Source organism: Actinoplanes flavus (genome assembly GCF_017592555.1).
GTDB lineage: Bacteria > Actinomycetota > Actinomycetes > Mycobacteriales > Micromonosporaceae > Actinoplanes > Actinoplanes flavus.
The window spans coordinates 136894-146380 of the sequence record NZ_JAGFNS010000007.1 but is presented as its reverse complement, the minus strand read 5'-3'; the positions used below and the strand labels follow the sequence as shown (position 1 = coordinate 146380).

General features: G+C 70.3%; 8 protein-coding genes. 4 read left to right on the top strand and 4 right to left on the bottom strand.

Annotated features, from left to right (window positions below; all coding sequences use genetic code 11):
- Nucleotides 1–84: 84 nt before the first annotated feature.
- From J5X75_RS12640 to J5X75_RS12630, 3 genes are all read right to left on the bottom strand, one after another.
- Nucleotides 85–1869, bottom strand: coding sequence for a bifunctional metallophosphatase/5'-nucleotidase (locus tag J5X75_RS12640; RefSeq protein WP_208467537.1), 1785 nt, complete (start codon nucleotides 1867–1869; stop codon nucleotides 85–87).
- Between the two features lie 104 nt (nucleotides 1870–1973).
- A complete protein-coding gene (gene argS / locus J5X75_RS12635) occupies nucleotides 1974–3617 on the bottom strand; it encodes an arginine--tRNA ligase (RefSeq protein ID WP_208467536.1) in 1644 nt (547 codons plus the stop codon).
- Nucleotides 3618–3765: 148 nt separating this feature from the next.
- A complete protein-coding gene (locus tag J5X75_RS12630; RefSeq protein ID WP_208467535.1) occupies nucleotides 3766–4989 on the bottom strand; it encodes an MFS transporter in 1224 nt (407 codons plus the stop codon).
- A gap of 31 nt (nucleotides 4990–5020) precedes the next feature.
- On the opposite strand from J5X75_RS12630, the gene J5X75_RS12625 reads away from it, so the two are divergent.
- Nucleotides 5021–5452, top strand: a complete 432-nt coding sequence (locus J5X75_RS12625) for a protein-tyrosine phosphatase family protein (RefSeq protein ID WP_208467534.1) — start codon at nucleotides 5021–5023, stop codon at nucleotides 5450–5452.
- Between the two features lie 31 nt (nucleotides 5453–5483).
- Here J5X75_RS12625 and J5X75_RS12620 read toward each other — a convergent pair whose 3' ends face one another.
- Nucleotides 5484–5921 (bottom strand): MarR family winged helix-turn-helix transcriptional regulator, encoded by a 438-nt coding sequence (locus J5X75_RS12620; protein ID WP_208467533.1) that lies wholly within the window; start codon nucleotides 5919–5921, stop codon nucleotides 5484–5486.
- A 64-nt stretch (nucleotides 5922–5985) separates the two neighbouring features.
- Here J5X75_RS12620 and J5X75_RS12615 point away from each other — a divergent pair, with 64 nt between their 5' ends.
- From J5X75_RS12615 to urtB, 3 genes are all read left to right on the top strand, one after another.
- The gene (locus J5X75_RS12615) at nucleotides 5986–7035 is read left to right on the top strand and encodes a substrate-binding domain-containing protein (RefSeq protein ID WP_238487761.1); all 1050 of its coding nucleotides are present in this window, start codon (nucleotides 5986–5988) and stop codon (nucleotides 7033–7035) included.
- Between the two features lie 250 nt (nucleotides 7036–7285).
- The gene (urtA, locus tag J5X75_RS12610) at nucleotides 7286–8536 is read left to right on the top strand and encodes an urea ABC transporter substrate-binding protein (RefSeq protein ID WP_208467531.1); all 1251 of its coding nucleotides are present in this window, start codon (nucleotides 7286–7288) and stop codon (nucleotides 8534–8536) included.
- Between the two features lie 51 nt (nucleotides 8537–8587).
- Nucleotides 8588–9475, top strand: a complete 888-nt coding sequence (urtB, locus tag J5X75_RS12605; protein ID WP_208467530.1) for an urea ABC transporter permease subunit UrtB — start codon at nucleotides 8588–8590, stop codon at nucleotides 9473–9475.
- The last annotated feature ends 12 nt before the right edge of the window (nucleotides 9476–9487 follow it).

The following is a 9487-nucleotide window of genomic DNA, read 5'->3' as shown; positions in this document are numbered from 1 at the left end:
CGGGGCGGTGGGGGGGGGCCCCCCCCCGGCGCCAGGGGCGGGTTTCGTGTGGGGGGGGGCGGCCCCCCCGCCCCGCTCCCCCGATCAGAAGACCGGCACGCCCTCGCGGACGAGCTGCCAGTTGCGCACCGAGAAGTCGGCCGGGTCGATCCGGCCCTTGGCCTGCGCCCAGTCGATGAGCAGCTGGCGGATCTCCTGCTGCGCGTTGTAGACCTGGGTCTTCACGATGCCCGGGAAGCTGCCGCCGCCGGAGCGCCGGTAGTTGTTGACCGCGACCACGAACCGCGCGTCGGCGGCGACGTCCACCCCACCGATCTGGAGGCGGGTGATCCGGCTGCCGACCGGCCGGCTGATGTCGATGTCGTAGTCGACGCCGGAGAACACGTCGTAGTTGTAGTCGGGCACGGCCGGGTCGCTGATCGTCTCCGGGTTCACCGGGGCGCCGACGGCGTGCGTGACGAAGTACTTCGCCGAGTACTCCAGGTACGCCTTCACCTCGGCGCCGGTCAGCACGACCGCTTCCAGGGTGTTGTCGTAGATGTAGAGCCCGGCCACGTCCTTGATCTTGACGTCGCCCCGCGGGAACACCGCGGTCCGGCTGAACGGCGCGGCGATCGACAGGACGGGCAGGCCCGCGTACTCGGTGCCGGCCAGCGCCGCCGTGACGGTGTCGGTCTGCACCCTGTTGATGTAGTCGAGGATCGGGGTGTCCTCGTACCGGCTGGTGGCGGCGGACAGCTCCACCGTCGAGGCGGCGACGACCTGGTTGACGTAGGTCACCGTCTTCTCGTGCTGCCTGCGCACCGCGGCGAGGACCCGGGGGTCGGCCTCGACGGTGTTGGTGTTCAGCGAGGTCGCGGCCTTCGTGGTGATCTTCCACCGGCCCTTGACGCGGGTGATGTCGAAGTCCATCTTCGTGAGCCGCTGGCCCCACTTCGACGGCTCGGAGAGCAGCACCTGCTCGCCGGTGGTCAGGTTGGTGACGAACCGCTGCGGCACCTCGCGGTGCGCGTGGCCGAAGAGGATCGCGTCGATGCCGGGCACCTGCTCGGCGATCAGCGCGGAGGGGTTCTCGTTCGGCAGCTCCGGGCCGTAGCTGGAGATGCCGCTGTCGCCGCCGTGCGCGGAGATCAGCACGATGTCGGCGCCGTGGGCCCGCATGATCGGCACCCACTTGGCGGCCGTGGCGATCATGTCGGTGAACTCGATCCGGCCCTCGACGTTGGCCCGGTCCCAGATCGCCGAGCCCGGGTTGGTCAGGCCCAGGATGCCGACGCGCAGGGTGGGCGCGTGGCGGCCGAGCGAGACCTTCTTGATGACGTACGGCGTGAACGCCGGCTTCCCGGTCTTTGCGCTGATCGCGTTGGCGGCCAGGGCCGGGAAGCCGAGCTGACGGATCCACAGGTTCAGCAGCGGCAGGCCGTAGTTGAACTCGTGGTTGCCCAGCGTGACGGCGTCGTAGTGCAGCACGTTCATGGCGCGGGCCATCGGGTGCTTCTCACCGGTCGAGGTGATCGGCTCCTGCTTGGCGTAGTAGGTGGCCAGCGGGGTGCCCTGGATGGTGTCGCCGGCGTCCAGCACCAGCACCGGGCCGGTCGCCTCGGCGCGCAGCTTGTTCACCAGCGCGGCCAGCTTGGCCACGCCGACGTCGTTGTGGGCGCTGTCGTCGTACTCGGCGTCCTTGTAATAGTCCCAGTTGTAGACGTTGCCGTGGGTGTCCGACGTGCCCAGAACGGTGAGCCGGTAGGTCTTCTCCACGGCCGTGCCGCCAGCCTGCGCGGCGCCCGAGGAGACGAGCGGCGCGGCGACGGTGGCGGCCGCCGACGCGGCGAGGACGCTTCGCCGCGAGACGCCGGTGGGAAGGGTCATTGCGAACCTCTCAACATCGGATCGATCGCGCCTTGTGGGCGCCGAAACCAGCACCCTAACGGCCGATCACCTGATCGGTCGATGAATCGGGCATGGCGTGATGATCAAATTTGGTCGAGGGCCTCGACACCGAGAAGGAACATTCCGGTGTGCAGGGTCCGTGCGGTCAGCTCGCAGAGGGCCAGCCGGCTGCTCCGTGTCCCCGGCTCGGCGTCGATCACCCGGCACCGCTCGTAGAACCGGCTGAAGGCGCTGGCGAGGTCGTACAGGTAGGTGGCGATCCGATGGGGTTCCCGCGGCCCGGCGGCCGCGGTCAGCGCCGGTTCGAAACCGAGCAGCGCGAGGGCGAGCGCCCGCTCCGCGGGCTCGGTGATCCGGATCGGTCCCGGCGCGCCGTCGGCCTTGCGGGCGATGGAGCCGATCCGGGCGTACGCGAACTGCAGGTACGGTCCGGTGTTCCCGGTCGAGGCGAGCATCCGGTCCCAGTCGAAGACGTAGTCGCCCCGCCGGTCGCCGGAGAGGTCGGCGTACTTGATCGCGGCGATGCCCAGCGCCGGGTCGGTGGCCCGGGCGTCGGCCTCGTCGAGCAGCCCGGAGAGCCGGACGGTGTCCCCGGCCCGGGTCTTGAGCATCTTGCCGTCGGCGCCCAGGATCGACCCGAACCCGATGTGCTCGGCGCTCACCTCGCCGGGCAGCCAGCCGGCCGCCCGGGCCACCGCGAAGACCATCCGGAAGTGGATCCGCTGCGGTGACCCGACCACGTAGAGCAGCTCGTCCGCGCCGAGATCGGACACCCGGTGCCGGAGCGCGGCGAGGTCGGTCGCGGCGTACCCGAATCCGCCGTCGGCCTTCCGGACGATCAGCGGGAGCGGCGCGCCGTCCCGGCCGGTGAAGCCCGCCGGGAAGGCGCAGAGGGCGCCGTCGCTCTCGATCAGCAGGCCCTTCTCCGCCAGTTCGGCGACGATGCCGGCGAGTTCGTCCTGGTAGGTGCTCTCCCCGGCGAAGTGCTCCGGGCCGAGGGTGACGCCGAGCCGGTCGTAGACGGCCAGGAACGCCTTCTCGGACTGGGCGACCAGCCGCCGCCACAGTTCCCGGGTGGGGCCGTCGCCGTTCTGGAGCGCCACCACCCGCAGCCGGGCCCGGGTCCGGAAGTCCTCGTCGGTGTCGAACCGCACCCGGGCCGCCCGGTAGAAGGCGGTCAGGCCGGCGAGCGAGTGCCCGGTCCCGCCGGGCGTCTCGGCGAGGTGTTCGAGCAGCATGCCGAACGGGGTGCCCCAGTCACCGATGTGATTGACCCGGTGCACGTCGTGGCCCTGCCAGTCGAGGAGCCGGGCCAGCGAGTCGCCGACGATCGTGGACCGCAGGTGGCCGACGTGCATCTCCTTGGCCAGGTTCGGCGAGGAGTAGTCGATCACGATCCTCTTCGGAACCGGCACCGGCGGCACGCCCAGCCGCGGATCACCGGCGATCGCGTCCAGGGCCCCGGCGATCCAGCCGTCGGCGACGGTCAGGTTGAGAAAGCCCGGCCCGGAGACGGTGACCTCGGCGATCCCGGCCAGGTCCACGGCGGCGGCCACCTCGGCGGCGATCTCCCGGGGTGGCCGGTGCAGGCTTCCGGCCAGGGCGAGCGCCGCCCCGGACTGGAAATCCGCGTGCGGAGAGACCCGGACAGCCGGGTCCACGGGCATGCCGGCGACCGCCGCGAAGGCGGGTGCCAGCCGGTCGTGCAGGAGTGCTTCGAGAATCATGGTCCGGCCTCTCGACGAAGCGGAGGCGGGTCGGACCGACCACTGCTGTCCAGTGCCGGCGGGTGTCGACCCGCCGGGAGGAAAGCAGAGCTTCAGCGGCGGCCCTCGGGACGCCGGCGTCGCACGCTGAAGCAAGACATGCCCGGGACTATAGCTGATCGTCGTGCGCGATCCGGGTCATCTGCGGCCAGAGGAGGATCAGGAAGACGGCCGAGGCGGCGAACGCGGCCCAGAACGGGGCGACGACGCCGTACTGCTTGGCCAGCAGTCCACCGATCGCCGACCCGGCGACCAGACCGGCGTACACGCAGATGGTGTTGACCGCGCTGACCCGGCCCTGGAGGTGCTCCGGCACGGCGCGCTGGCGGACCGTGGTGGAGGTGGTGCCCCAGATGAAGGCGTGCGCGCCGAACAGGAAGAACACCGGCAGCGCCACCAGCGGTGACCGGGTCGCGGCCAGGATCAGGTGGGTCAGGGTCTCGATGATCAGGCCGATCCGCATCACGTTGCCGAGGCTCACCCGGGCGGTGATCCAGCCGTACAGGGCGGTGCCGAGCAGGCCGCCGACCGCCGAGACGGTGGTGATCAGGCCGAAGCCGAAGTCGCCGAGCCCGAGCCGGTCCCGGGCGTAGAGCACCAGCACCGCCCAGGCGGCGCCGAACGCCAGGTTGAAGATCAGGATGGTGAGGCAGAGGGTACTGACCGGCGGGTGGTGCAGCACCCAGCGGAACCCCTCGACGATCTCGCGGCGCACGTTCGGGCTGCCGGTACGGCCGTGCGGCGGCAGCTTGACCCGGCTCACCAGCAGCATCCCGGCGAGGACCAGCAACACCTCGGACACCAGCGGCCAGGACCGGCCCAGGGTGAACAGCGCGGCGCCGATCGACGGCCCGGCCAGCTGGTTGAAGGTGATGAAGCCGGTCTGGAGGCGGGCGTTGGCCAGCGCCAGGTCGTCCCGGTCCACCAGCATCGGGGTGAGCGTGCCGGTGGTGTTGTCGGCGAACACCTCGGCCGTGCTGATCAGCGCGACGCCGATCAGCGCCGCCACCACCGTCAGGTGGCCGGTGGTCAGCGCGGCGATCATGGCCAGCAGGACCACGGCCCGGAAGGCGTTGGCGGCCAGGACGATCATGCGGCGGTCGTACCGGTCGGAGAGGACACCGGCCCAGAGCCCGCAGAGCAGCGGCGGCGCCCAGGTGGTCAGGGCGGCCAGGGCGATCAGGAACTCGTCTCCGGTGAGCGAGGCGACCAGCAGCGGACCGGCCGCGGCGGCGATGCCGTCACCGAGGTTGGTCGTCCAGGACGACGCGAGCAGCCAGCGGAAACTCGGTCCGAGGCGGGTGGGCAGGAGGGTCTGGACGAGGGGACTCACAAGGTGAGCACCCTACTGGCACCATCTAGCCATGGCGGATGGCTGGGACGAGGACGCCGACGGGGTGATGCGGCTGCCGTCCGGACGGCTGATCCGGGGCCGTGGGCTGCGACGGGCGATGCCGACCGGGCACCCGCCCCGGTTCGGGGTCTACCTGCTGGGCTCGGCGCCGCCCGAGTTCGGGTGGACCAGCCGGTGGATCCGGTGGCCCGACTTCTGGCTGCCGCGCGATCGCGCGTACACCGAAGAGGTTTTGATCGAAGCCCTGCACCGCGCCGAGAGCGAGCGGGTCGAGATCGCCTGTGGTGGTGGCATCGGCCGGACCGGAACCGCGCTGGCGTGCCTCGCGATCATCGACGGCGTCCCGGCGGACGAGGCGGTGGCCTTCGTCCGCCGGCACTACCATCACCAGGCCGTCGAGACGCCCTGGCAGAAGCGGTTCGTCGCGCGTTTCCGGAGCTGACGGCCGGCGGGCGCCGTGTTCGGGCGTTCGCTCAGCCGCGCGGCAGGACGGAGAACGGCGCCACCGTCGGGTCGAGAGCCGTGATCAGGTCGCCGAGGCGGTCCAGCAGCTCGCCGCCGACCGGCAGGTCCGCCACGCTGCGCCGGATCTCGGCGTCCACCCGGTCGTGCAGGCGGCGCCCGCGGGCGGCCAGGTGGACCCGGATACGCCGCCGGTCGACGTCGTCGCCGCGGCGGTAGACCAGGTTCTCCTCGACCAGGTGGTCGATCAGCCGGGTGAGGCTGCCCGGCGGAAGGAAGCTGAGCTCGGACAGCTCGGTCATGAAGTGGCCCCGGCCGTCGGACAGGACCGAGACGACGCGCCACGCGTCCATCGAGCAGCTCTCGGCGTCGAGGATGGCGGCCAGCCGGCGCGTCAGCAGCCGCTCGGCGCGAGTGAGCAGGTACATGAGGTCCGTGGATCCCCGCATCGTCGGGATGTTACCGAACGGGATCCGCTGGAACTCGCGACGACGATCCGAAACCATGAGGGCCATGTCGTCGTTCGACGTGGCCCTCGTCCTGCCGCTGCGCGGGCCGGCCGGGATCTTCGGGCCGAGCGCGGAGCTGTGTGCCGAGCTCGCCGCCGAGGAGGTCAACCGGGCCGGCGGTGTCCTCGGCCGTGAGTTGCGGCTGGTCCCGGTGGACGGCGGCGCTCCCCCGCACGAGGTGGCCGCCGAGGTGGGGGCGCTGGTGGCGGCCGGCGCGGTGCAGGGCGTCACCGGTTGGCACATCTCGACGGTCCGGCAGGCGGTGGCGCCGCGGGTGGCCGGCCGGGTGCCGTACGTCTACACCGCGCTCTACGAGGGCGGCGAGCGCGCCGAGGGCGTCTTCCTCACCAGCGAGACACCGGACGTGCAGCTGTTCCCGGCGATGAGCCTGCTGGGCGGGGAGCGGTCGGCCCGCGACTGGTACATCGTGGGCAACGACTACGTCTGGCCGCGCCGGACCGCCCAGGCCGCCCGGCGGTACGCGACCGGCGCCGGGATGACCGTGTCCGGCGAGAGCTATGTGCCGCTGGGCACCCACGACTTCGCCGGTGTGCTGCGCCGGATCGAGCGCTCCGGCGCGGACGCGGTGCTGATGCTGCTGGTCGGCATGGACGCGGTGCGGTTCAACCGGGCCTTCGCGCGGTCCGGGCTGGACGCCCGCTGCCTGCGCCTGAGCACCCTGATGGACGAGAACATGCTGCTGGCCAGTGGCGCCTCGGCCACCGCGGACCTGTTCAGCACGGCGGGCTTCTTCGCCTCCATGATCACGCGGGAGAACCTCGACTTCCACGGCCGGTACGCGGCGCGGTTCGGCCCGGAGGCGCCGCCGCTGGGCAGCCTCGGCGAGTCCTGTCACGAGGGTGTGCTGCTGCTCGCCGCGCTGGTGGAACGGGCCGGGGTGTTCGACCTGGGCGCCATCGGGGCGAACGCCGAGTCGGTCTGCTACGAGGGCCCGCGGGGTCTGCTGCGCCTGCGGCAGCGGCACGTGAACCAGCGGATCTACCTGGCCGCGGCGCGCGGCGTCGAGTTCGACGTCCTCACCCAGCTGCCTTGACAGGATCGCGGTTCGCCCGCGAGGATGCTTCCAGCAGGAAGTAACCGCTATTTGCCGACCCTTTTGTGGTCGGCTTTTTTCATTTCCCGGCCGATCTTCGCGGAAACCGCGTATTAAGCCGAGGGAAACGGCATGGAAATCGGGGCATTCGAAACTGGCGTTACCCGGGGACCCGCGACGGCGCAGGTCAGGGCAATCACGAACGTCTTTGCATTGCGTTATGCCTCTCTCCGATTTCAACGGAGGTTTCATGTTCTCGAATCGCGGCCGCCGCACGGCGGCCATCGTCGCGGCACTGACCGCAACCGTGGTACTCACCGCATGCGGCGCCAAGACCACCGACAGCGCCACCGCGGGCGGCGCCGGCGCCGCCATCGACACCTCCGGCTCGGCGATCAAGGTCGGCCTGCTGAACTCGCTCTCCGGCACCATGGCGATCAGTGAGGTGACGGTCAAGAACTCACTGCTGCTGGCCGTCGAGGAGATCAACGCGGCCGGCGGCGTGCTGGGCAAGAAGATCGAGCCGATCAGCGAGGACGGGGCCTCCGACTGGCCCACCTTCGCCGAGAAGTCACAGAAACTGATCAGCGAGGACAAGGTCGCGGCGGTCTTCGGCTGCTGGACCTCGGCCTCCCGCAAGGCGGTGCTGCCGGTCTTCGAGAAGAACAAGTCGCTGCTGTTCTACCCGGTGCAGTACGAGGGCCTGGAGCAGTCGCCGTACATCTTCTACACCGGCGCCACCACCAACCAGCAGATCGTGCCCGGCCTGGACTACCTGAAGGCGCAGGGGAAGACCAGCGTCTACCTGGTCGGCTCGGACTACGTCTTCCCGCGCACCGCCAACAAGATCATCAAGGCGTACGCCGAGGCGAACGGCATGAAGGTGCTCGGCGAGGACTACGCGCCGCTGGGCTCCACCGAGTTCTCCACGATCGTCAACAAGGTCAAGGCGGCCGGCGCCGCCGCGGTGTTCAACACCCTCAACGGCGACAGCAACGTGGCCTTCTTCAAGGAGTACAAGGCGGCCGGCCTCACCGCCGGAGGCATGCCGGTGGTCTCCGTCTCGATCGCCGAGGAGGAGGTCAAGAGCATCGGCACCCAGTACCTGGCCGGTCAGCTCACCGCCTGGAACTACTACCAGACCACCGAGGGCGCGGCGAACGAGAAGTTCGTCAAGGCCTACAAGGCGAAGTACGGCGAGGACAAGCCGACCAGCGACCCGATGGAGGCCGCGTACGTCTCGGTCTACCTGTGGAAGGCGATGGTCGAGAAGGCCGGCTCCTTCGACGTGGAGAAGGTGAAGGCGGCCGCCGGCGGCATCACCTTCGACGCCCCCGAGGGCAAGGTCACCGTGGACGGCACGACGCAGCACATCTCGAAGACCGCCCGGATCGGCAGGATCGGCGACGACGGCCTGATCACCGAGGTGTGGAACTCCGGTCAGGCGATCACACCGGACCCGTACCTCAAGGGCTACCCCTGGGCCTCCGGCCTGTCCTGACGATCGTGACGGGCCGCCCGGCGACGGGCGGCCCGTCGGAAGGGGCACCCCGTGACTCTCGTCCTCAGTCAGCTCTTCACCGGCATCAGCATCGGAGCGGTGCTGTTGCTGATCGCTCTCGGCCTGTCGCTGACCTTCGGTCAGATGGGCGTGATCAACATGGCGCACGGTGAGTTCATCATGGCCGGCGCCTACACCGTGTACGTGCTCCAGCAGGTGATCACCGGCGCCGGCTGGTCCCTGCTCGTCGCGCTGCCGGTGGCCTTCGTGGTGGCCGGCGCGATGGGTGTGCTGCTCGAGTTCCTGCTGATCCGCCGCCTCTACGCGCGGCCGCTGGACACCCTGCTGGTGACCTGGGGCGTCTCGCTGATCCTCCAGCAACTGGCCCGGGACGTCTTCGGCGCGCCGAACGTGCAGACCCGCGCCCCCGAGTTGCTCACCGGCAGCATCCGGATCACCGACCATCTGGTGATCTCGTCGAGCCGGGTGTTCATCCTGGTCCTGGCGCTGACCGCGGTCGCCGCCCTGACCATCGTGCTGAAGACCACGCCGCTGGGCCGCCGGATCCGCGCCGTCGTGCAGAACCGGGACCTGGCCGCCGTGTCCGGCCTGGCCACCGCCCGGGTGGACCGGCTGACCTTCTTCATCGGCTCCGGCCTGGCCGGCATCGCCGGGGTGGCCCTCACCCTGATCGGCCCGATCGGCCCGACCATGGGCACCAACATCATCGTCAACGCGTTCCTGGTCGTCGTGGTGGGCGGAATCGGTCAGCTCCAGGGCACCGTCATCGTGGCGTTCGTCCTCGGTGTGCTCCAGTCCATGGTGGAGTACACGACCACGGTCAGCGTCGCCAGCGTGATCGTCTTCATCGCGATCGTCGCCTTCCTCCAGTGGCGCCCGCAGGGGCTGTTCACCCTCCGGACGAGGAGCCTGGCGTGACTGAGTGCACCG